Source organism: Streptomyces sp. RLA123 (genome assembly GCF_056270165.1).
Genome location: NZ_JBWDOR010000003.1, coordinates 716165 through 737622 on the forward strand (window position 1 = coordinate 716165; position 21458 = coordinate 737622).

The window sequence follows — 21458 nt, forward strand, 5'->3', positions numbered from 1 at the left end:
CGTTCGTCAGGAGAGGCATGTCCGTCACAGCCGAGAAGACACGCCGCGGAAGCCGGGTACGGCACGGTGCCTGGACAGGGGTCGGCCTGGGCGCCGCCCTCACCCTGGTGGCCCTGGTCCCGCCCGCGACGGCGGGGGCCTCGCCGACCGCATCCGCAGCGTCCGTCACGTCCACCGTGTCCACCGCCACGTCCGCCGCGCACGGGATCGTGTGGACGACGCAGAGCGTGGCCCCCGGCATCCAGGTGCGCAGCGGGGTCCTCCAGGACGCCGACGCCGCCGGGGTGTGGACGGTCACCGTGCAGGCGCCCGCCGTCAACCGCCTGACCGGCGCCGCCGCGTGGGCCCCGCTCGGGGACCGCACCTGGGCCGACACCACCGCCGCGCGCCTGCGGGACGCCGGTCTCGAGCCCCGGCTGGAGCGCGTCGTGTGGGACGACTACACCGACACCCCGCGCGGCACGATGGGCTGGCAGGTCAGGGTCGGCCGGTTCGCCACGCAGGCCGCGGCGGCCACCGCCAACTCCGCGGTGACGGGCGCCGGTCTGCGCACCGCCGTCGAGTGGACCGGCTACGACGGCCGGCAGGCGGCCGACGGGGAGCGCATCCACGTCGCCGTTCTCGACCCGAGGCGCGTGCGCGGGACGATCGCGGTGAGCGACGGCGGCAACACGGCCGACCGGGAGAAGACCTCCACGGTGGCCACCCGGCTCGGTTCGCTGATCGGCGTCAACGGCGGCTTCTTCATCACCTCTGACGCCGACGGCGTCCAGGGCACGATGGCCGGCCTGTCCGCCGTGCACGGCGAGCTGGAGTCCATGGCCGTCGGTTCGCGCGCGGCGCTGATCCTCGGCGACGGGGGCCGGCGGCCGCGCATCGCCGACCTGTCCACCACCGTGACGGTGCGGTCCGGCAGCGCCTCGTACGCGGTGCAGGGCATCAACCGCGTCCCGGGCAAGATCCGCAACTGCGGGCGTCCCGGCGCCGTTCCCACCCAGCAGCCTCGGCACGACACCACCTGCACGCTGGCGGACGACCTGGTGAAGTTCACCCCGGCCTTCCAGGCCGCGCTTCCCACGGGCGCGGGCACCCAAGTGGTCCTGGACAAGCGGGGGGTCGTCGTCTCCGCGGGTGAGCGCGGCGGTGCGGCGCCGACGGACGGCTCCGTCCTCCAGGGCACCGGCGCGGCGGCGGCCTGGCTGAACGGTCACGCGCACCCCGGCGGGCGACTGTCGCTGAGCGAGGTCGTCCGGGACTCCTCCGGGCGGCAGGTCCGGCTCGGCCCCGACGACAGCATCGTCAGCGCGGCGCCGACTCTGCTCCAGAACGGCCGCGTCCACATCGACGCCACCACCGAGGGCACCCTCGACCCCCTCGACCTGTCCTTCGGCTTCGCCTGGTCCAACGTCCGCCAGCCCCGTACCCTCGCGGGCATCGACCGGCACGGGCGTCTGCTCCTCGTCACCGTGGACGGACGCCGGCCCGGCGTCAGCGAGGGCTTCACGCTCGGCGAGGCCGCCCGCTTCATGCGGTCGCTCGGCGCGGTCCAGGCCCTCAACCTCGACGGCGGGGGCTCCTCGGCCATGACGGTCAAGGGCGCCCTCGTCAACGTCCCCTCCGACGCGACGGGTGAGCGCGCGGTCGGCGACACGATCCAGGTGCTCCCGGAGACGGGCCGGCACTGACCCGCACGGGTCCCCAGGGGGCGGTGTCCGTGAGGACGCCGCCCCTTCGCGTGCTCCCGGCGCGGAGGGGCGGGAAGGCGCGGGCTTACCGGGACGCCGCCGCGAGAGGCTCCGGCCGGCCCGCCTGCCGGCCGGCGCGGAGTCCGGAGACGGCGAACCCGGCGGCGCACAACGTACCGGCGGTGGCGGCGACCATCGCGAGGATCGCCGTGGCCGGCGCGTCGTCGCCCGCCGGGTAGCGCTGACCGCAGAGCCGCACCGTGCCGGGGTGACGCGCGGCGGCTTCCAGGCACAGGGAGTCGCCCACGGCGAGGTCCGCGGACATCGCCGCGCTGGGCAGCCAGTCATCGGAGAAATGACGTCCGGCGGCCTCGTAGCCGACCCGAACCTCGCGGCCCTTGCCCGTCGTGATGCGTTCCACCGCACCCCGCACCCGTACCGGGGACCCGTCGATCCGTTCGGCCGCGAGCAGTTGGGAGCCGAGGAACCACGCGACGCCCAGGTCGACGAGCAGGCAGGCCAACGCAACGGCGCACGGAATCCTCGGCAGCGCTCTCCACGTGTCCCCTCGCACGGCCCGCATTGTGCCACGCGCGGACGGAGCGGACGCAGCCCTTTCCGTCAGCGCGGCTCGAGCGGGAAGAGCATGCAACTGCTCGTCGCATGGGCGAGCAACCGGTCCCGGGCGTCGAACAGTTCGGCCTGGGCGAGGGCGGTGCGGCGGCCCTGGTTGAGGACGCTGCCGACGGCACGCACCTTGCCGGTGTCCACGTTCATCGGACGCAGGAACTTCAGGCTCAGGTCCAGCGAGGTGTACCCCATGCCGGCCGGGAGGACGGACTGCACGGCGCAGCCGGCGGCCGAGTCCAGGAGCGTGGCGTACACGCCGCCGTGGACGCTGCCGATGGGGTTGTAGTGCTCCTCCCCCGGTTCCATGGTGAAGACGGCACCGCCGAACTCGGCCTGCTCCAGCGTGAATCCGAGTGTCGCGGCGATGGGCGGGGCGGGCAGACGCCCGGCCACGATGTCGTGGAGGAAGTCCAATCCGCTGCGCTGCCCGACGGCGGCCGCGGAGACGCTCGGGTCCTTCCACTCGAACGTACGTGACCGGATCATGGCCGCCCTCTCTCCAGCTGACTTCGACATCCGAAGTTAGAGGGTCGCACATCTGGCTGTCAATGACGAAGCCAGCTTACGATGGCAGGCATGACCTGGCTGGAGACCAGCACCGAGAACTGCACGGTGCAACGCACCCTCGACCTGATCGGCGAGAAATGGTCGCTGCTGGTGCTGCGCGAGGCGATGAACGGCGTACGCCGCTTCGACGACATCCGCCGGCACATGGGACTGTCCGAGGCGGTGCTCGCGGACCGGCTGCGCAAGCTCGTCGCCGCCGGGATCCTCGACACGGTCCCGTACCGCGAGCCGGGCAGCCGCACCCGGCACGAGTACCGGCTCACCCGCAAGGGCTGGGACCTGTGGCCCGCGATGATCGCCCTCAAACAATGGGGCGACCGCTACACCGCGGATCCCGACGGGCCGCCCCTGGAGGTGGTGCACCGCGAGTGCGGCGCACCGGTGGAGACCGTCGTCGTCTGCACGGACGGCGACGGACCACTGACGCCCCGCCAGGCGGCCACGCGCCCGGGGGCGTCGGCCCGCGCCGCCACCTGACACGGGGCTGCCCGTGCCCGGACCTGGCAGGTCCGGGCACGGGCCGCGTGCTGCTCAGCGATCACCGGAAGCCGTAGCCACCGAAGCCGCCGAAGCCGCCGTAACCCCCATAGCCGCCGTAGCCGCCATAGCCGCCATAACCTCCGTAGCCGCCGAAGCCACGGTAACCGCCGTAGCCGCCCCAGCCGCGGCCCCAGCCGCCACCCCAGCCGCCACCCCAGCCGCCGCCACCGAAGTGGGCGGACGTCACGGAGGCATGGGCGACCTGCGGGGTGGCGGCGCTGGCAGCGCCGGCGCCGGCGAGTGCGAGAAGCGGTGCCGCCAGGGCGGCCGCGGCGACTCGACGAGCAGTGATGTTCGCGCGCATTGGATTCCCCTTCGAGACGGGAACGTCGGATCGCGGTCCGCGTGGGGCGACCGCTGCCGCACCGGCGCTTACGTGGTGCACCGGTACGACGTGGGCGCTTCGTCCGGAGACGTGGTCCCGCCGTTACAGACGTGACCTATGTGGCCAAAGCCACTAAAAACGCCCAGATATGACCGTGCCACGAGGGGGTCCCAGAGTCAAAAGATAGGCAGGAGGGGGCAAAGTGAGGCCTGAGGACTGGGCTCTCGCCACATTCGCCACTCTGCGTGGCAAGTTGATCACTTACCGTGCGTGAACGATGTCCATAAAGGTGCCCCGTGCGCCGCACCGCCGGGCACGCGGTTCAGCTACCCATCAAGTCCGCCCATTCTGCGGTGAGTTGGCCCTCCGTCCCGGCACCTCGACGGCCGGGCCGCGCCCCGAACTCCCCCGTTGTGGGCAGCCAATACGTGACGGAACGTGATGACATGACGACATGACGTGACGCAACCAGGATCGCGATTCACAAAGCCGCGGACGCCCGTCCCGAAGCGTGAACCCTCACGTGTCGCGCCCCACGGCTGCGGCGGCCGGTGCCGGGGAGGCACAGACATCTTTATTCGAGATAACTGACATCATCATTCATCTCCACGACATGGGAAGCGCCAGTGGCCCCCCGACGCTGGACCACCTGGAAGGGCGGATGCCGGCGAACGGCCCCGCCCGGACGAGAGCCCCCATCGGACCGCGCGCCGCGGTTCCCGTTCGAGGAGAGACAGCACCCGTGTTCGCAGCAACCGCTCAGAAGGCCCTACGCCGATCCGCACCCGGCAAGGACGCACACGGTGTTCCGGGCCGGCTGGTCGCGCTCCTCGCCGTCGCCACCGGTATGACGGTCGCCAACCTCTATTACGCCCAGCCGCTGCTGTCCTCGCTCAGCCAGGTCTTCCACCTCGGCACCACCGCCGCCGGAGCGCTGATCACGCTCACCCAGGTCGGCTACGTGATCGGCATGCTGTTCCTGGTACCGCTGGGCGACCGGCTGGAGAAGCGCCGGCTCATCACCGTGCTGCTGACCGTCACCACGGTGGCACTCGCCGTGGCCGGCGTGGCGACGAGTTTCCCCGTGCTGCTGCTGGCGTCCCTGGTGAGCGGCGCCACGTCGGTGGTCGCGCAGATCCTCGTCCCGTTCGCCGCGAGCCTGGCGCCCGACCACGCGCGGGGCCGGGTCGTCGGCCGCGTCATGAGCGGGCTGCTCACCGGCATTCTGCTGTCGCGCACCATCAGCAGCCTGGTCTCCGACGTCGCCGGCTGGCGCTACGTCTACCTGGGCTCGGCCGTCCTGATGGCCCTGCTCGCCGTGGCCCTGCACAGGGCCCTGCCGCAGCACTCGCCCACGATCTCCCTGCCGTACGGCCAGGTACTGCGGTCGACGGCGCGGCTGGTGCGCACGCACCCCGCGCTGCGGCGCCGGGGCCTGTACCAGGCGGCGATGTTCGGTGGGTTCAGCGCCTTCTGGACCACCGTCTCGTTCGTGCTGACCGGGCCCCGGTTCCACTACTCCCCCATCGGCGTGGCCCTCTTCGCGCTCGTCGGGGCCGCCGGTGCCGCCGTGGCCCCGCTGGCCGGGCGCTGGGCCGACCGCGGACTGGCGCGCCCCATGACGGCTGCGGCGTTCGGTGCGGCCGCGGCGGGCTTCGCCGTGGCGGGCTTCGGCGGGCATCACATCGTCCTGCTCGCCCTGGCCGCGGTCCTGATCGACATGGCTGTGCAGACGACGATGATCCTGGGCCAGCACACCGTGTACCAGCTCGACGCCGGCGCACGGGCCCGGCTCAACAGCGCCTACATCGCGATCTTCTTCACCGGCGGCGCCCTGGGGTCCCAGCTCGGCTCCCTCGCCTACCACGCGGCCGGCTGGACAGCCGTGAGCGCGTTCGGTGCCGTCCTGCCACTCCTCGCGCTGGCCTACTGGGTCACCGAACTCCGGCGGCCGCGGCCGCGCGCCGCGGGCTGACGCACCGGAGCCGCCGCACGCGGCGTGCCCCCGCCGGACCGCGGTGGGGGCGCGCCCGTGTCATCCCCGCCCGGCGCTCTCCGCCGCGGCGGTGGGCGCGATGTGCCGCAGCAGTGCCTCGACGGCCGGGGACGGCTCACCCTGCGGCCGGACCACCATCACCTTCCAGGCCGGGATGTGGTGGGTGAACCGCCGCAGCGCCAGGCCGGGGAACCGGGCGGCGATCGACGCGGGCATGATGCTGACGCCCAGGTCGTGGCGGACCAGCTCGGAGGCGGCGACGATGTCGTTCACCTCGTAGGCGGTCGCTCGTTCCACGCCGGCGGCGCGGAACGAGCGGTCGACCGCATAGCGGACCGCCCACCCCGGCGAGAAGTCGACGAACGGCAGCCGGGCCACCTCGGCGTGGGACACCTCGTCCTCGTCGGCGAAGGCGCGCGCGGGCGAGGACACGAGCAGCATGTCCTCACGCGACAGCAGGCGGGTCACCAGTCCCCGCTGCTGTTCGCGGGCGAGCGCGACGACGGCCAGGTCGACGGTCCCTGCCCGCAGCGCCTGCCGGATGTCGGCCACGGCCGCCTGCCGCAGCCGGACGCTGACACCGGGATGGTCCCTGCGCAGGCTGGCGAGGGCATGGTGCAGTCCGGCCCACACCCCCTGCATCGTGCCGACGGTGACCAGGCCCCGCAGCTCGCCCCGCAGCGCGTCGACCGCCGCCCGTGCGTCGGCCGCGGCCCGCAGCGCCGTCCGCGCCGCGGGCACGAAGGCCTCACCGGCCGGTGTGAGCGAGACGCGGTGCGTCGTGCGGTCGAAGAGCGGGCTGCCGAGCTCCTTCTCCAGGGCGCGCACCGTGCTGGACACGGCGGACTGCACCACGTGCAGCCGCCGTGCCGCCGCGGTGAACCCGCCCTCCTCGGCCACGGCGACGGCCACTTCCATCTGCCGCAGATCCATCCGCGCCCACCACCGTCTTCGCGCGTCCCGGGCCCTGGCAGGTCATCTCCGCGGGAGATGACCCGTACCCGTGATCATCGTACTCGCCGGTCCGGGCTGTCGTGGACCTGCGCATTCGCCTACGGCCGGCCCGCTGGCTGACGAGCGCACCGGCGCCGGCCGTGTCGGCGCCCGCGGATGCCGGTGCCGCCGCGACCGGCACACCGGCATCCGCGGGGGCACGGCCCGTACGAACGGCGCGAAACCGGGCGCATAGGCTTCGCGGATGCACGACGAAACAACGCTGTCCGTCTTCGCCCTGCCGCACGGGGCCCGCCGTACGACGCTGCCGACCCGGCGGGGTGAGTTCGCCGCCCTGGAGGCCGCTCCCGAGACCCCGGTACGCGGAACCGTCCTGCTGCTGCCCGGCTACACCGGCAGCAAGGACGAGTTCATACCCCTGCTGCGCGCCGTGGTGGACGCCGGTTACCGCGCGGTCGCCGTCGACGGCCGCGGCCAGGACGGGACGACCGGCCCGGACGAGGAGTCCGCGTACGCGCGGGAGGCCCTGGTGGCCGACGTCCTGGCGCAGGCGGAGGCCCTGGCCACGCCCGTGCACCTGCTCGGCCACTCGATGGGCGGACAGGTCGCCCGCGCCGCCGTCCTCACCGACCGCCGTCCGTTCCTCTCCCTCACGCTGATGTCGTCCGGGCCCGCGGAGGTCGGCGAGGAGCGCGGGTCGCTGCTGAAGCTGCTCATCGACGCCCTGGCGACCATGACGATGCAGCAGATCTGGGATGTGATGCAGCAGCTCAAGCCGGCGGTCGCGTCACCGGCCGACACCGGGCTCCTGCGGCAGCGCTGGCTGCGCAACAGCCCGGTGCAACTCCGCGTCGCCGGTGCCCGGCTGCTCGATGAGCCCGACCGGACGGCAGAGCTGGCCACCGTCACGGCGCTGCCGGTGCACGTCCTGTACGGGGACCGGGACGATGCCTGGGCGCCGGACCTCCTCGCGGACATGGCCCGCCGGCTCGGCGCCCACCGGACCGTCGTGGCGGACGCGGAGCACTCGCCCAACCTCCAGCAGCCGGCTGCCACCGCGGCCGCCCTCACAGCGTTCTGGGACGGACTGCCCGCCGCGGGCGCCGACGGCCCGCCAGACGGCAGCACCCGTAGATCGTGAACGAGATCGTCGTGACATAGGGGCTGATGGGAATGGTGCTGCCCAGCGCGAGGAGGATGCCGCCCTCGATCGAGAGGATCGCGAATCCCGCGCTCAGCACCGCCAGCAGGACCGGCGAGGCGGTCACACGAGCCGCCGCGGCCGCGGGGGTGACAACAAGGGTGAGGACCAGCAGCGCCCCGATGATCTGCACCGACAGCGCGACCGCCACCCCCAGGGCGAGCATGAAGGCGAGGGAGAGCCCGCGCAGCGGCACGCCCCGGGCGGCCGCCACCTCCGGGTCCGCGCTGGCGAACGTCAGCGGCCGCCACATGAGCGCCAGGGCGACCAGGACGAGCGCGGACGCGACGGTCAGCCAGGTCGTCTGCGGGGTGTCGACGGCCACGATCTGCCCGGTGAGCAGGCCGAACTTGTTGGCCGCCCGGCCCTTGTAGAGCGCGAGGAAGAGCACCCCCAGGCCGAGCCCGAAGGGCATGATGATGCCGATCGCCGAGTTGCGCTCCCGGGCCCGCGCGCCGAGCACGCCGATCGCGCCGGCCGCCGCCAGGGAGCCCACGATCGAGCCCGCCACCACGTTCACTCCCAGCAGCAGGGCGCCCGAGGCCCCGGCGAAGGACAGTTCGCTGATCCCGTGCACGGCGAACGGCAGGTCCCGCATGATGACGAAGACCCCCACCAGGCCGCCGACCAGGCCGATCACGGCCCCGGCGACCAGGGAGTTGCGGACCAGCGGCAGGAGTTCGCCGTAGTGGTCGAAGACGAAGACCTGCTGCCACAGGCCGTCGGCGAGTGTCACGCCTGTCATGTCGGTCATCTCCGTGTCTCTTCGGGCAGTTCGGCGTGATGGGGAGGGCCGGCCGCCTCGTCGGGGGCGCCGACGACCGTGACGCGGCCGCCGACGCGGACGACGTCGACCCGGGTCCCGTACAGCCGGGACAGCGAGTCCGAGGTCAGCACCTCGTCCGGGGGCCCGGCGCGGTGGCCGCCGCGGGCGAGGTAGAGGACGCGGTCGGCCGCGCCCAGCACCGGGTTGATCTCGTGGGTCACGAACACCACCGCGGTGCCGTGCGAACGGCGCCGGGCGTCGACGAGCCCGGTCACCGCCCGCTGGTGGTGCAGGTCCAGGGAGAGCAGCGGCTCGTCGCACAGCAGGATCCGCGGATCGCCGGCCAGCGCCTGGGCGACCCGTACGCGCTGCCGCTCGCCGCCCGAGAGCAGACCGACCGGCTCGTCCGCGTAGGCGTCCGCCCCGACGGAGCGCAGCACCTCGTCCACGTGGCGGCGCACCGCGCGGCCCCGGCGCGGCCCGAAGACGTGGCCGTCGATGCCGAGCCGCACCAGGTCCCGGGCCCGCAGCATGGTCTGCGCGGACAACGCGGCCTGCTGCGGGATGTAGCCGATGTGCCGGCTGCCGCTGCGCGGGGGTTCGCCGAGGATCGTCAACGTCCCGGCGGACAAAGCCCGTTGGCCCAGCAGCGCCCGTACCAGACTGGTCTTGCCGGCTCCGTTGGGGCCGAGGACGGCCAGGAACTCACCGGGGCGCACGTCGAGGTCCAGCCCCTCCCACAGCACACGGGAGCCGTAGGCGAGTGCGCCACCGCGCAGGCTGATCACCGGTGCCGCGCCGGAGTCGCCGCCGCTGTCACCACTCGGGGCACGGCCCAGGCGGGCCGGGGGGATGCGGGCCGCGGCCGGGCCGCTCATGCGCCCAGCGCGTCGGCGAGGGCGTCGACGTTGGCGGTCATCCAGCCGAGGTAGTCCTTGCCCCGCGGCAGCGTCTCGGTGACGGGGACGACGGGAATCCCGGCGGCCTGCGCCGCCTCCTGGACCTTCTGGGTCTGCGGGCCCGAGGTCTGCTCGTTGTAGACCAGCGCCTTCACCTTCTTCCCGGTGAACAGGGCCAGCGTCTCCTGAAGCGTCCGCGGGGATACGTCGTCGCCCTCCTCGACGGCCTCGCTGAAGTCCGGGGGTGTCGCATTGCGCAGGCCGCTCGCCTCGATCAGGTACAGCGGCACCGGCTCGGTGATGGCCACCGCCTCGCCGCCGTGCGCGGCCTTGATGCCGGCCTCCTTCGCCATCAGCGGCTTCAACTGCGCCTTGAACGCCTCGGCGTTGGCCGTGTAGCCGCTCGCGCCCGCCGGGTCGGCCTCGGCGAGCGCCCCGGCTATCTCGTCGGCGATCCCGGCGACCGAGGGGAAGTCGTACCAGACGTGCTCGTTGAGCTCGCCGCCGGGCGGCGCGGTCTTCCCCGACACCTTCACCGCGTTGATCACATGGGCGGAGCCGTTGCCGGCGCTGCGCAGCATCCGGTCGACGAAGTCGTCGTAGCCGCCGCCGTTCTCGATCACGACCTTGGCCTTCGACAGGGCCAACTGGTTCTGCGTGCCCGCCTCGTAGGAGTGCGGGTCCTGGTCGGGGCTGCTGATGATCGAGGTGACGGTGACCCGCCCGGCGCCGATGCGGTGGGCGATGTCCCCGTAGACGTTCGTGGTGGCGACCACGGGCACGTTCACGGACGACGCCGAGTCCGGGGACGGGACCGCCGGCGATGCGGTGCCCGACGTGGTGCCGCACCCGGCGACGAGGGCCGCGAGGCAGAGTCCGGCGCTCAGAACAAGGGGCCGGGACGGGGACTTGGGCAGGGACATGGATTCCTCCGACGTGCTGGAAAGGGGTGGCGGCCCGGCCAAGGCGCGTTCCGTGGCGGGCTCTGGCGAGGACTATACACAAATGGTTTTCATTTTCGATAAGCCGTTCCCCGCCGCCCGGCCCCCTGCCCCGCACCGGCCGCGGGCCATGGGTGGAGGATGGGTCGGGGTTTCTCGACACCCCGACACGACGAGAGGGCGGGACATGACCGAGGCGCTGGTACTCGGCGGCGGTGGCGTCGCCGGGATCGCATGGCTCACCGGACTGCTGGCCGGGCTCGCGGACGCGGGTCAGGACGTCTCCGGGGCCGATGTGATCGTGGGGACGTCGGCGGGTGCGACCGTCGCCGCGCAACTGGGCAGCGGGCTCCCCCTGGAGGAGCTCTACGCCCGGCAGACCGAACCGGGGCTGCAGGCCGCGGAGATCATGGTCGACGTGGACCTGGCGACCCTCGGCGAGCGGATCGGCGGGGCGCTGCGGGGTGCCACCGGCATCGCCGACATGCGGCGCGCGGCAGGCAGGTTCGCGCTGGGCGCCGGGACCGTGGCGGAGGAGGTACGCCGCGAGGTCATCGAGTCCCGCCTGCCGTCGCACGCGTGGCCCGGCCGCGCGCTCAGGATCGTCGCCGTGGAGGCCCTGACCGGGGAGCCGTACGTCTTCGACGGTACGTCGGAGGTGAGCCTGGTCGACGCCGTCACGGCGAGCTGCGCCGTGCCCGGCGTCTGGCCGCCCGCCACGATCGACGGGCGCCGCTACATCGACGGCGGCGTGCGGTCCGCCGCCAACGCCGACTACGCGGAGGGCGCCTCCCGCGTCCTGGTGCTGGTGCCGTTGGGAAGCACCGACCTGTTCCCCACCGAGGTGCCCCTGGAGCAGGCCGTCCGCGATCTGCGCGCCGGCGGCGCCAGGGTCGCGGTCGTCGAGCCGGACGAGGCGTCGCTCGCGGCGATCGGCGCGAACCCGCTGGACCCCTCCACGCGCCGGCCGGCCGCTGAGGCGGGACGCGCGCAGGGACGCGCGCTCCGGCTCCCATGGAGCCGTTGACGGAGCACAGCACCGGGCCCCCGCAGCGACGTGTCGCTGCGGGGGCCCGGTGGAGTGGGGACGGTCAGGAGCAGATGCCCGCCGGACGGTTGCGGGTCACGAGATCGGTGTCGGTGGTCGTGGTGTCCAGCCACACGACGCGCTTGCCGGTGTCGGCCGCCGCGTTGGCCTGCTGGCCGTGGCTGCACGAGACCCGGCCGAGCGGGGCGCCCCGCGGGGTGAACTGGTAGAGCTTGGCCAGGGAGTCGTTGTAGTCGTCGAAGACCTGGCCCCAGGACGCGTACACCGTGAGGGTGACCGCGGAGTCCGAGGCGGTCAGGCCGAAGGCCCGGACCGGGTGCGCGCTCTTCTCCGGGATCAGGTCGGTGACATGGGAGCCGTCGAAGTCGGCCCGGCGCAGCGTGGTCAGGTCGTCGTCGGTGTAGTCGGTGTCGATGATCCAGTAGACCCCGGAGGAGGTGACGACCGGCGTGCTGATCCACTCCGGCTGCGAGGGTGCGCCCAGCATCGTGGTGGTGCCTGCCGCGATGTCGTACACCTCGACGGCGACACCGTAGACGCCGTCGAACAGGCCGTCCTGGATGTACGCGATGCGGCCGTCGTGCACCGCCGGCTCGGAGGCCTGGTTCTCCTGGCGGCCGAGCGGGACCTGCCGCGGGACGGTGGCGCCGCCCTTGAGGTAGAAGACCCGCAGGCGACCGGACGACTGCTCGCGGTACGACCACGCCACCGTGTCGCCGTCGACGCTGAGGCCGCCGATCTCGGACGTGGTGCTGAAGAGTGTCTTCGGCTTACCGCCGGTGACGGGCGCGGCCAGGATGTCGTAGGTGCGGGTGTAGGGATCGTCAGGGGAGACGAGGTCACCGACGGCCACCCAGACCACGCGCTTGCCGTCGGTGACGGGGCTGAGGTGGGAGCGGCCGTCGTTCGGGGAGACCTGGCGGGGCTTGCCGGAGCCGTCGGTGCGGCCGACCCAGACGGCGTACGGGGCCAGGCTGTCGGCGCTGGACTTCGGCGCCGCCCACCAGCCGTTGCCCGCGCTGGGGTTGTTGCCGCTGCCGGTGTACGACATCAGGGTGCCGACCCGGCCCATGAGGACGTCGCTGTCGAGGCCGAGGGACTTCTCCCAACCGGGGACGATGCCGTGGGCGTCGAAGGCGCCCTTGACGACGGCCAGTTGGCTGCCCTTGACGCCGAGCGACCGGGCCGCGGCGACGACCGCGTCCCGGCCCTCGTCGAACCCGTCGAGCGGGGCGATGTAGGAGGTCAGTGCGCGGTAGACGATGCGGTCGGCGAGCGCGCCGCCCAGGCGCTCGCGGATGTCCCACAGGGCGCCGCTGAAGATGGTGGAGTTCACGTGCACGCCACCGTTGTCGGACGCGGAGCCGAGCGGCAGGCCGAGGAACTTGGCCGTGGTGGCACCGTCGTTGAGGTCGCGGAACGCGCATTGCCTCGGCGTGCGGGTACGGCAGAGGTCGCCGCCGATGAGGCCCGCGTCGGGGTCGGTCATCGGGGTGTGGTTGACGGTGACGTCGATGGTGTTGCCGAAGTAGTCGGCGATCGCCTCGTTCATCGCGCCGGACTGGCCCGCGTAGACGAGGTCGGCGGTGTGCTCGACCACGCCGTGGGTCATCTCGTGGCCGACCACGTCGAGATCGGAGGCGAGCGAGCGGTACTCGTCGTCGCCGGTGCCGTAGACCATCTTCGTGTGGTCCCAGAAGGCGTTGACGAACGGGGAGCCGAAGTCCGTCACGCCGACGAGGGAGTTGATGGTCATGCCCTTGCCGTCGAGGCTGTCGCGCTTGAAGGTGTCGCGGTAGAAGTCGTACACCTGCCCCGCCGCCCAGTGCGCGTCCACCGCTCCGGTCGCGGTGAACTCGGGGCCCACCTTCGGCGTGGGCGAGGCGAACGGGACGACGCCCTCCGGCCATGCGCCGGAGACGTCCTGGTACCAGAGGCTGGAGGCGTCCCAGGTCTGGATGACGCCGTGCTGCTTGCTGCCCGCCATGTGCGCGGTGTCGCGCAGCAGGTACTGGCCCGTGGCGGCGTCCTTGGTCAGGTACAGCGGCACGGTGCTGCCGCCCAGGAGGGTGCCGCTGCCGGTCACGCTCCCCGAACCGGCGCCGGGCGTGGCCGGCTTGCCGGGCCGCATCGACGTGCCCTCGGTGTGGACGGCGGCGGCCCGGGCCGGTGCAGCGAAGGTGGGGAGGCCGCCGGACTCGAAGAGCGTGACGCCGGTGGCGGCGTCGACGTACACCTCCTGGACGAGCGGTGTGCGGCTGGCGGGGTCGGTGCCGCGCACGGTGATGTGGCGGGCGAGGACGCCCTTGCCGACCGGCAGGACGGTCAGACCGCGGTCGGTGCCGGCCAGGTCGTCCGCGGCGGACCGGGAGTGGGCGGGGCGGTATCCGCCGCGGGCGAGCCCGGACCGGATCTCCCGGACGGCGCGCTCGACGGCGGTGGCCGCCGGGAGGGCGGGCCGGGCGGTGTCGACGTCCAGGGAGGTGAAGTAGGCACCGGAGGTGCCGGTGACGGTCCGCTTCCCGTCCCGGTGCGTCATGCGCACCACGTACTGCGCGCCGAGTACCGGCACGCCGCGGAACTTCTGGCCCAGCCGCACGGTCTCCGTGCCGTCGGCCTCCGTCGTCACCGAGTCCGTGACCAGGTCCCGGTCCGGTGCGGGAATCCGGTACCGCTCCTGGTGCCCGGCAAGATGCGACCGGGCGGCCTCCGCGGCCGGGGCCGACGCGTCCACCGCGTCGTCAAGCCCCTCGACCAGCGCGGGAGTCGCCGTATCGGGAGTCGGCTCCGAGCCGGCCGGGGCGGCCGGTCCCGCTTCCGCGGCGTGTACGGGAGACGTCAGGCCGGCCACACCCAGCGCCGTGGTGACGGCGAGCAGAGCGGCCAGGCCGGCGCGGCCGGGTCTGTGAACGGGCCTGCGCCGTGTACGAGATGACATGGAAAACGTGCCTCCGACGGCCCGGCACGACCCCGGGCCCGGTAGTGGGACATCCGATGCTCGGCGCACCATCGCGCCCGCGGCTCGTCCACGACCTTCGTCGCCTCACGCGCACATGACAAGAGAAGATCCGTTAGGAGTACGCGCAATTGCACAGGTGCGAAGTACCGGTGGCCACCGGGCTCCGGTGCTCGGGCCGCCGTCCATGCCGCGACCGGCGGTGCGCCCGCGCGACTGTGGCGGCGAGGCTGCGAGGCGACAAGGCCGCGAAGGGGCCTGATGGCCTCCCCCACCAGCTACCGCGGGCGGTCGAAGGCTGGGCCATGAACGGCCGTGCCGCGACCGGCCTCCCGGGGCACACGGGTGCAGACGCGCGGGACACGCGGGACACACCGGTCGCACGCGACGCCGGGGAAGCGGATCGCGTCAGTCCGTCGGGGTGCGCAGGGCCAGGACGGCCAGGTCGTCGTGGCCGTCGCTCGGGTGCTGGTCGGCGACGACCGCGCAGAACCGGTCGACCGGCAGGTGGAAGTTGGCCGAGGCGAGTTGCGCGAGGGCCCTCAGGCCGATGTCGACGGGTACGTCGCGGTGCTCGACCAGCCCGTCGGTGTACAGCACGACCGTGGAGCCGGGTTCGAGGCGGTGCGCGTGGTCGTGCCGGCGCTGGGAGATGTCCACGCCGAGGGGAAGGTCCGGCTCGGGGGCCAGGTAGCGGGCGTGGCCGTCCGGGGTGACGAGCAGCGGCGGCGGGTGGCCGGCCGTGCTCCAGTGCAGGGTCCACGCGTCCGGGCCCCTGGTCTCGATGCGGACCAGGCAGGCGGTGGTCACGCTCTGCTCGTCGAAGGCGTCCTGCGTGCTGTCCAGGCGGGAGAGGACGGCGCTGGGCGGCGTGCGCAGTTCGTAGAGCAGCGCACGCAGCATGCTGCGCGTCTGGGCCATCGCGGCGGCGGCCCGCAGGTCGTGCCCGGCGACGTCGCCGACGACGGCGGCGCAGGAGCCGTCGGGCAGCAGGACGGCGTCGTACCAGTCGCCGCCGATGTGCTCCGGCTGCACGGGGGGACGGTAGACGGCGGCCGCCTCGACCGGACGCAGGTCGGGCAGCCCGGGCAGGAAGAGTCGCTGGAACTCCTCGTTGCGATCGCGGACGCGCTCGAAGAGGCGGGCGTTCTCGATGGCGACGCCGGCCGTACCGGCCAGTGCCACCAGCATCGCCTCGTCGGACTCGTCGAAGGGGCCGCCGTCGAGGCGCTCGGACAGGTAGAGGTTGCCGTAGACCTGCTGGTGCACGCTGATGGCCACTCCGAGCAGCGTCCGCATCTTCGGGTGGCCCGGCGGGAAGCCGACCGACTCCGCGTGCCGGGCGATGTCGGCCACGCGCAGCGGTTCGGGGTGGTGGATCAGATAGCCGAGCAGACCGCGGCCGCGCGGAAGTTCGGTACCGGCCAGGCGTTCCTTCTCGACGTCGTCCAGGCCGACGGTCAGGAACTCGGCCAGGCCCTCGCGCTTGGCATCGAGCACGCCGAGCGCCCCGTAGCGCGCTCCGACCACGTCCACCGCGGCCGACACGATGCGGGACAGCACGACTTCCAGGTCGAGCTCGCGGCTGATCGCCAGCATCGCCGCCATCAGCAGCTGCAGTCTGCGCTGGGCCCGCGCCAGGTCGTTCAGCTCCGACGAGATCCGTTCCAGGCCCGGATCCAGCGGGAACCACGCGCGGCCCATTTCGCCGGCGTCCCGCCCGGCGCCACTCACCTCACCCATAGCAGCGACACTCGCCCACGACGATCCGACAACGGCAGGAACCGCACACGACACCACCAGACACCACGACGCAGAACAAAAGCTTCGGAGGTGCCCCCGCGGTCCGCCACCGCGCACCGCACCGCCATCGGGGTGGCGGCACGCGCCGGTACGCCCGGAAACGGCGGCCGCCGGCCGGCGGCCGCGGGCGTCCCGGAGGGGACGACACCGGCCCTGCACATGGGCGCGGAACAGGCCAGTCGGGGTGGCCCGGGACATCACCGGCATGGCCCACGGCACGTGGGGCGGGCTCCCCGGACGGCCTCATGCCACGCGGCGGGGGCGCAGTTCCGGGCCGGTCGAGCTGTCGGTCATCACCGCGTAGACGCTGCCGTCCTGGCCGGCCGCGCCGCCGTGCCGGCCGTCGGGCGTGAGGGCCAGGGCCCGCAGCTCGGCGCGGTAGTCGTCGGGCAGGTCCGCGGTCTCCTGAAGCGCGATGCGGCAGGCGTCGGAGGGCTCCTTGCCCACGGCCAGCAGGTCCACGACGGTCCGCGCGGTGCCGCCGCGCATGCTCAGTTCGCCGCGCCCGGTGCAGGCGGCCCCGCCGCCCCGCAGATCGCACCAGTTGCCCGCGCCGGGGACGGCGGAGTCGCCGACCCTTCCGGGGTACTTGAACGGATAGCCCGAGGTGGAGACCCCGACACACAGCTCGCCGTGCCCGTCCAGCGCGATGATGTTGACCGTCCCCCACGGTCCCTCGTGCGGGGCCATCCGGCGCACCAGGTCCAGCGCCGCGCGCCGGTAGCGGTGGTCGCCGTCCGCCGCCGCGGTGTTCTCCCCCTCCACCGAGTCGACGGCCGTGAGCAGTTGCTCACGCCACAGGGCGCGGGCCTCGTCCGTCAGCAGTTCGGCGGGGGCGAACCCGTTCTCCCGGGCGAAGAGCGCGGCACCGTCGCCGACCAGCAGGCAGTGCTGCGGCAGCCGTTCCAGCACCGCACGGGCCACCGATATCGCGTTCGGGTATCCCCGCAGCGCGCCGACCGCGCCGAAGCGGCGGTCGGAGCCGAGCATCACCGACGCGTCGAGCTCGACGACGCCCTGCGCGTTGGGGAGTCCGCCGGTGCCGACGTAGTGGTCGGCGGGGTCGTCCTCACAGCGGCGCATCGCCGCTTCGACGGCGTCCAGCGCGGAGCCGCCCCTCCGCAGGACCTCCATCCCGGCCGGCAGACCGGTCTCGCTGCGCTCGCTTCCGATGATGATTGTGCTCACCATGGGTCAACCCTTCGCCTGCGGTGGTCGCGTGGTGCCTCATGATCACCGCCTGCCGGGGCGCCGGACAAGGGTCACCCCACGTGGGTGCGCGCGTAGTGGCGCGCAACGCGGGCGCGGTTGCCGCAGATGTTGCTCGTGCACCACTTGCGTCGCGGGTTCTCGGCGAGGAACAGCATCGAGCACTCGGGGTTGGCGCAGCGCCGCAGCAACCGGAGCCGGTCGGGGCTGCCCAGCAGCGCGATGGCCTCGCCGGCGATCGCGGCGAGTGCGGCGTTCCCGCCGTGCTCGGTGTGCCGGCGGGTGGCGGCGCGCGGCCCGTCGCCGGTGACGACCAGGCGCGGGCTGGCGGGCACCGACGAGGCCGCGGCGTTGATGTCGTCCACGGCGGCGGCGTCCGCGGGCCGGTCCTCCAGGTGGGCGTCCAGCGCCTCCCGGATCGCGGCGCGGAGTCTGCGCGTCGCCATCGGGGCCGGGGCCGGGCCCGGGGGAAGCCGGCGCGACTGGATGTCCCACCAGGCGGCCGCGGCCGCGGAAGGCTCGATGAGGTCGACAGGCGGCTCGGCGACCGTCATCAAAGTGTCGGCGAGATCCACGGCGACCAGGGGCTCGCCCCCCATGGGGAAGCCCGCGGCCTGAAGCTCCTCGAGGCTTACTTGAATGCTCACATATTGATGCTACCCATTAGCCGCGGCGAGGTCCAGACAGCACACATTCGCATCAGATCGCGAAGTGTTGCCCTCATAGGCTAATGGAACTACGGTCGATTGAGACATTAGTCATCGAGCATGGAAGAGGGACCGCCATGGGACTGTCATGGCAGCAAGGACCGCTCTCCACCGCCAGGATCGGACGCTTCCTGGTCCCGGAGCCCCTGCCCGAGCGGATGCTGTTCGCCGAACGGCTCCGCCGCCGCATGAGGGTCCGGTACGCGGACGAGTGGATCGCCGACAGCGAGGACGTGGTCCTGCTCCACGAGCCCGGCCGCTATCCGGTGGCCTACTTCCCGCGGGCCGACGTCCGGGATGACGCGCTGCTCCCCACCGACCGCACCACCCGGCACCAGGACCTCGGCGAGACCTCCTGGTTCACGGTCCGGGCCGGCGACCGGCAGACCGAGCGCGCCGCATGGGAACTGACCGCCCTCCCCCAGCACGCGAGCGAGCTCAAGGGGCGCGTCGCCTTCGCCTGGCGGGCGATGGACGCCTTCTACGAGGAGGACGAACGCATCCTCGGGCACGCCGCCGACGCCTACCACCGCATCGACATCCGCGACACCTCCCGCACCCTGGAGGTGCGCTCCGGGGGCCGCGTCGTGGCCCGCTCGGAGCATCCGGTGGCGCTGTACGAATCCGGGTTCGCGCCCCGCTGGTACGTCCCGCGCGCCGACATCGACGAGACGGCGCTGACCCCCGTCGAGGGACAGACGTTCTGCCCCTACAAGGGCCTCGCCGACTACTACGACATCGACGGCTCACGGAAGGCCGCGTGGTCGTACCGCGACGCCTACGCGCAGGTCGGACGGGTCAGCGGGCTTGTCTCGTTCGAACCGGACCAGGTCGAGGTGCTGCTCGACGGCAAGCGGCTCGCCCTCGAACCCGGCCAGCAGGTCATCCCCCACGGGGTCGACCGCGGCCTGGACGCCACCGAGGTGCGCGGCGCCTGACCCCGGCGACTCGCCCCCGTCCGTCCCGTCCGCCCGCTCCGCTGCCGGGCGTCACCGTCGAAGGAGATCCCCATGCCCACATCCCTCAAGGACCGGACGGTGCTCGTGGTCGGCCGCGGCAGCGGGATCGCCCGGGCGATCGCCGACGCGGCACTCGCCGAGGGCGCACGTGTCGTGGCCGCCGGCCGTAGCGTGACCGGCCTCGAAGAGGCCTACCGCGACTCCGGCGTGACGGTGCGGCACGTCGACCTCACCGACGAGGCGTCGATCGCGGCCCTGGCCGAGGACCTCGGAGCCGTCGATCACATCGTCTCCGCGGCCTCGGCGCGCGCCCGCGGCCTGGTCGGCGAGCTGAGCCCCGAGGCGATCGTGCTGTCCTTCCGCACCAAGGCCGTCGGGCCGATCATGCTGGCCAAGCACTTCGCGTCCCGGATGCCGGCGGACGGCTCGTTCGTCCTGCTCTCCGGTGTCGCCGCCCTGGAGCCCGACCCCGGCTTCATCGGGGTCGCCGCGACCAACGGCGCGGTCGACACCATCACCCGTTCCCTGGCGGTCGAACTCGCCCCGATCCGCGTCAACGCCATCTCCCCCGGCACCGTCGACACCGGCGCGTGGGACGCGCTGGGCGACCGGAAGAAGAGCGACTTCTTCGCCCGTCTGTCCGCCGCCAATCCCGTCGGGCGTATCGGCACCACCGAGGACGTCGCCCAGGCGGCGGTCTTCTTGATGACCAATACCTTCATGACCGGCGTCTCCCTGCCCGTCGACGGTGGGCAGCCCCTCGTCTGACCGGCGCCCGCACGGGCCGGTCCACACTTCCCACCGGCCGGCCCGGTCACCGGGCAAGAGCGTCGCCGCAACGCGCACCACGCGCTCCCCGGCCCCCGCGTGCACACAGGCGGTATCAAGCCGCAACGGCCGCCGTAGCGGTACGCCTTGGAGACCGCGCGCGGCGACCGGGCCGGGCCGTCACTCGGTGGCAGACGTGGGTGTGCGGACCGGCGGCTGCGCGGTGGACGCGTACGCCGCCGGCCGGCGCACCCGGTTCCACACCGTGGCCGCCGCCGCCAGGGCAGGCGTCACGGCGAGCACGAAACACAGTGCCAGGGGAAGCCGGCCGATCACGAGGCCGACCGCGGCTGTCCCGCTCGCGGATCCGGCGTTGATCGCCGTGTTCACCCAGGCGCCGGCCTGGGTGCGCGCTCCGGCGGCGGCGGACTCGTCGGCGATCAGATAGGCCGTGCTCAGGGCCGGTGCCACGAACAGTCCCGCGAGTGTCACCACGGCCGCGAGGACCCACGGATCGGGGGAGATTCCGGCCGCGGCGATGGGCAGTGCCATGCCCACGCTGAGGATCGGCAACCGCTTCCGGGCAGGGGTGCGCCAGGAGCGCGCACCATAGGCCAGCCCGCCGACCGCGCTGCCCGCGGAGAGCGCCGCCAGGATCCAGGAGACCGCTCCGGGTTGGTGCTGCCGTTCGGTGACGGCCACGACCAGCAGGTCCAGGGCTCCCAGGCACACGCCGGCACCGGCCGCGAGCGCCGCCGCCCGACCCAGCTCGGGACCGGGCTCCCACCACCGCGACGCTTTCGCCGCGGGGCTGTCCCCCGGCTCCTCGACCGGTCCGCCCGCGGTCCGGACCGCGGGGGACGAGACGAACGCGAGCGTGCCGGTGAGCACCAGGGCGGCGCTGACCGCGACGGCGACCGCGGGCGTGGCCAGTGCCACCAGCAGGCCCACCAGCAGGGGCCCGGTGACGAACAGCATCTCCTCCGCCACGGCGTCCAGGCTGAAGGCCCGTTGCCGCAACTGTTGATCGGGCATCAGTGCGCTCCACACGGAGCGCATCACGGGACCCAGCGGCGGCGTGCAACTGCCGGCGAGGACGGCCATGAGCGCCAGGAGCGGCCCGGGAGCGCCCGGCCTCCAGGTGGCCCCGGCCAGCATGCCCAGGAACAGCGCATAGGCGCAGGCCATCGGGGTGAGTGCCCGGCGCGGCCCGTGCCGGTCGACCAGAGCGGCCCTCACGGGGGAGAGAAAGACACTGGTCAGGCCGAACAGGGCCATGACGGCGCCGGCGGTCCCGTACGAACCGGTGGATCCCTTGATCGCGAGCATCAGCGCCAGGGAGACCATCCCGTACGAGAGCCGGCCCAGCAGAGCCGCGCCGAACGTCCGGCAGGCATGGTGGGTCCGCAGCACGGCGGAGTACGACGGTGTGCGAGAGGACGAGTGCACAGAAGGTTCCTCGAATGGGCAGCGCGCGAGCGCGCGCCGCGGGCGTGCGGGGACA

General features: G+C 73.1%; 19 protein-coding genes. 7 read left to right on the forward strand and 12 right to left on the reverse strand.

Annotation, left to right across the window (positions count from 1 at the left end; genetic code table 11):
• The first annotated feature begins 17 nt into the window (after positions 1-17).
• Positions 18-1685, forward strand: coding sequence for a phosphodiester glycosidase family protein (locus RV983_RS03165; protein ID WP_475984216.1), 1668 nt, complete (start codon positions 18-20; stop codon positions 1683-1685).
• 85 nt (positions 1686-1770) lie between these two features.
• On the opposite strand, the gene RV983_RS03170 is transcribed toward RV983_RS03165, so the two are convergent.
• Positions 1771-2259, reverse strand: a complete 489-nt coding sequence (locus RV983_RS03170) for a hypothetical protein (RefSeq protein ID WP_475984217.1) — start codon at positions 2257-2259, stop codon at positions 1771-1773.
• 47 nt (positions 2260-2306) lie between these two features.
• The gene (locus RV983_RS03175; protein ID WP_475984218.1) at positions 2307-2801 is read right to left on the reverse strand and encodes a PaaI family thioesterase; all 495 of its coding nucleotides are present in this window, start codon (positions 2799-2801) and stop codon (positions 2307-2309) included.
• A gap of 90 nt (positions 2802-2891) precedes the next feature.
• Here RV983_RS03175 and RV983_RS03180 point away from each other — a divergent pair, with 90 nt between their 5' ends.
• Complete coding sequence (locus RV983_RS03180) at positions 2892-3359, forward strand: winged helix-turn-helix transcriptional regulator (RefSeq protein WP_475984219.1); 468 nt, start codon at positions 2892-2894, stop codon at positions 3357-3359.
• 61 nt (positions 3360-3420) lie between these two features.
• Here RV983_RS03180 and RV983_RS03185 read toward each other — a convergent pair whose 3' ends face one another.
• Positions 3421-3726, reverse strand: a complete 306-nt coding sequence (locus RV983_RS03185) for a hypothetical protein (protein ID WP_475984220.1) — start codon at positions 3724-3726, stop codon at positions 3421-3423.
• Positions 3727-4489: 763 nt separating this feature from the next.
• Here RV983_RS03185 and RV983_RS03190 point away from each other — a divergent pair.
• A complete protein-coding gene (locus tag RV983_RS03190) occupies positions 4490-5722 on the forward strand; it encodes an MFS transporter (RefSeq protein WP_475984221.1) in 1233 nt (410 codons plus the stop codon).
• Between the two features lie 60 nt (positions 5723-5782).
• Here the strand turns inward: RV983_RS03190 and RV983_RS03195 are convergent, their stop codons facing one another.
• Entirely contained in the window at positions 5783-6676 is an 894-nt protein-coding gene (locus RV983_RS03195) for a LysR family transcriptional regulator (RefSeq protein ID WP_475984222.1), read from the reverse strand.
• Positions 6677-6941: 265 nt separating this feature from the next.
• Between RV983_RS03195 and RV983_RS03200 the strand changes: the two genes are divergently transcribed.
• Positions 6942-7838, forward strand: coding sequence for an alpha/beta fold hydrolase (locus RV983_RS03200; protein WP_475984223.1), 897 nt, complete (start codon positions 6942-6944; stop codon positions 7836-7838).
• Here the strand turns inward: RV983_RS03200 and RV983_RS03205 are convergent.
• Genes RV983_RS03205 through RV983_RS03215 form a run of 3 tightly spaced genes read right to left on the reverse strand, consistent with a single transcriptional unit; the run spans position 7765 to position 10480 of the window.
• On the reverse strand, positions 7765-8634 hold the full coding sequence (locus tag RV983_RS03205) for a metal ABC transporter permease (protein WP_475990206.1): 870 nt from the start codon (positions 8632-8634) through the stop codon (positions 7765-7767). The genes RV983_RS03200 and RV983_RS03205 overlap by 74 nt on opposite strands.
• A gap of 14 nt (positions 8635-8648) precedes the next feature.
• Positions 8649-9542, reverse strand: a complete 894-nt coding sequence (locus RV983_RS03210; protein ID WP_475984224.1) for a metal ABC transporter ATP-binding protein — start codon at positions 9540-9542, stop codon at positions 8649-8651.
• Positions 9539-10480, reverse strand: coding sequence for a metal ABC transporter solute-binding protein, Zn/Mn family (locus tag RV983_RS03215; RefSeq protein ID WP_475990207.1), 942 nt, complete (start codon positions 10478-10480; stop codon positions 9539-9541). Before RV983_RS03215 ends, RV983_RS03210 begins: the two co-directional genes overlap by 4 nt.
• A 211-nt stretch (positions 10481-10691) precedes the next feature.
• Between RV983_RS03215 and RV983_RS03220 the strand changes: the two genes are divergently transcribed.
• Positions 10692-11531 (forward strand): patatin-like phospholipase family protein, encoded by an 840-nt coding sequence (locus RV983_RS03220; RefSeq protein WP_475984225.1) that lies wholly within the window; start codon positions 10692-10694, stop codon positions 11529-11531.
• 64 nt (positions 11532-11595) lie between these two features.
• On the opposite strand, the gene RV983_RS03225 is transcribed toward RV983_RS03220, so the two are convergent.
• From RV983_RS03225 to RV983_RS03240, 4 genes are all read right to left on the reverse strand, one after another.
• Complete coding sequence (locus tag RV983_RS03225; protein WP_475984226.1) at positions 11596-14490, reverse strand: M4 family metallopeptidase; 2895 nt, start codon at positions 14488-14490, stop codon at positions 11596-11598.
• Between the two features lie 426 nt (positions 14491-14916).
• On the reverse strand, positions 14917-16251 hold the full coding sequence (locus tag RV983_RS03230; RefSeq protein ID WP_475984227.1) for a PP2C family protein-serine/threonine phosphatase: 1335 nt from the start codon (positions 16249-16251) through the stop codon (positions 14917-14919).
• Between the two features lie 303 nt (positions 16252-16554).
• Positions 16555-17502 carry a glycosylasparaginase gene (locus RV983_RS03235; protein ID WP_475984228.1) on the reverse strand — a complete coding sequence of 316 codons (948 nt, stop codon included), beginning with the start codon at positions 17500-17502 and terminating at the stop codon, positions 16555-16557.
• Between the two features lie 71 nt (positions 17503-17573).
• Positions 17574-18167 (reverse strand): CGNR zinc finger domain-containing protein, encoded by a 594-nt coding sequence (locus RV983_RS03240; protein WP_475984229.1) that lies wholly within the window; start codon positions 18165-18167, stop codon positions 17574-17576.
• Positions 18168-18304: 137 nt separating this feature from the next.
• On the opposite strand from RV983_RS03240, the gene RV983_RS03245 reads away from it, so the two are divergent.
• Both RV983_RS03245 and RV983_RS03250 read left to right on the forward strand, forming a co-directional pair.
• Complete coding sequence (locus RV983_RS03245; RefSeq protein WP_475984230.1) at positions 18305-19165, forward strand: DUF427 domain-containing protein; 861 nt, start codon at positions 18305-18307, stop codon at positions 19163-19165.
• 72 nt (positions 19166-19237) lie between these two features.
• Positions 19238-19954, forward strand: coding sequence for an SDR family oxidoreductase (locus RV983_RS03250; RefSeq protein ID WP_475984231.1), 717 nt, complete (start codon positions 19238-19240; stop codon positions 19952-19954).
• 180 nt (positions 19955-20134) lie between these two features.
• On the opposite strand, the gene RV983_RS03255 is transcribed toward RV983_RS03250, so the two are convergent.
• A complete protein-coding gene (locus RV983_RS03255) occupies positions 20135-21403 on the reverse strand; it encodes an MFS transporter (protein WP_475984232.1) in 1269 nt (422 codons plus the stop codon).
• Positions 21404-21458 lie beyond the last annotated feature (55 nt).

Excerpts from the sequence above, each read along its gene's own strand:
- RV983_RS03230 (WP_475984227.1), bottom strand. The coding sequence starts at position 16,251 with ATGGGTGAGGTGAGTGGCGCCGGGCGGGACGCCGGCGAAATGGGCCGC.
- RV983_RS03195 (WP_475984222.1), bottom strand. The coding sequence starts at position 6,676 with ATGGATCTGCGGCAGATGGAAGTGGCCGTCGCCGTGGCCGAGGAGGGC.
- RV983_RS03180 (WP_475984219.1), top strand. The coding sequence starts at position 2,892 with ATGACCTGGCTGGAGACCAGCACCGAGAACTGCACGGTGCAACGCACC.
- RV983_RS03175 (WP_475984218.1), bottom strand. The coding sequence starts at position 2,801 with ATGATCCGGTCACGTACGTTCGAGTGGAAGGACCCGAGCGTCTCCGCG.
- RV983_RS03245 (WP_475984230.1), top strand. The coding sequence starts at position 18,305 with ATGGGACTGTCATGGCAGCAAGGACCGCTCTCCACCGCCAGGATCGGA.
- RV983_RS03225 (WP_475984226.1), bottom strand. The coding sequence starts at position 14,490 with ATGTCATCTCGTACACGGCGCAGGCCCGTTCACAGACCCGGCCGCGCC.
- RV983_RS03235 (WP_475984228.1), bottom strand. The coding sequence starts at position 17,502 with ATGGTGAGCACAATCATCATCGGAAGCGAGCGCAGCGAGACCGGTCTG.
- RV983_RS03165 (WP_475984216.1), top strand. The coding sequence starts at position 18 with ATGTCCGTCACAGCCGAGAAGACACGCCGCGGAAGCCGGGTACGGCAC.
- RV983_RS03220 (WP_475984225.1), top strand. The coding sequence starts at position 10,692 with ATGACCGAGGCGCTGGTACTCGGCGGCGGTGGCGTCGCCGGGATCGCA.
- RV983_RS03185 (WP_475984220.1), bottom strand. The coding sequence starts at position 3,726 with ATGCGCGCGAACATCACTGCTCGTCGAGTCGCCGCGGCCGCCCTGGCG.
- RV983_RS03210 (WP_475984224.1), bottom strand. The coding sequence starts at position 9,542 with ATGAGCGGCCCGGCCGCGGCCCGCATCCCCCCGGCCCGCCTGGGCCGT.
- RV983_RS03250 (WP_475984231.1), top strand. The coding sequence starts at position 19,238 with ATGCCCACATCCCTCAAGGACCGGACGGTGCTCGTGGTCGGCCGCGGC.
- RV983_RS03200 (WP_475984223.1), top strand. The coding sequence starts at position 6,942 with ATGCACGACGAAACAACGCTGTCCGTCTTCGCCCTGCCGCACGGGGCC.